Origin of the sequence: Chryseobacterium sp. SIMBA_029, assembly GCF_046535275.1 — a bacterium.
Taxonomy (GTDB): domain Bacteria; phylum Bacteroidota; class Bacteroidia; order Flavobacteriales; family Weeksellaceae; genus Chryseobacterium.
Genome location: NZ_JAWRXA010000381.1, coordinates 1 through 268 on the forward strand (window position 1 = coordinate 1; position 268 = coordinate 268).

The following is a 268-nucleotide window of genomic DNA, read 5'->3' on the forward strand; positions in this document are numbered from 1 at the left end:
GAAGCGCCGCACATCGGCATCCGATGGTCCGATCGCAGCTTCAGCGGCGGCTTCGTCGACGATGACTTTGGCAAGGTCCGAGGCGAGATCATCGAGGAGATATTCGGGCACGAGTTCCGCCAGATGGGGCACCTGAAGTACCTGCGGATGCACGATCCGTCTAGTGGGGATCACTTTGCGCAGGATGTCGCGCGGCGCCCCCAACGGAAGCCTTCGCGCGTCACTTGGGCAGATCGGAGCGTCATCGTCATCCATGATGAAGCGTACG

1 protein-coding gene is annotated in these 268 nt (G+C 61.6%); it reads right to left on the minus strand.

What is annotated here, in order from left to right; all coding sequences use genetic code 11:
• Positions 1-268: hypothetical protein (locus SB679_RS24525; RefSeq protein WP_410704877.1), on the minus strand; the 268-nt coding region annotated here is incomplete at both ends.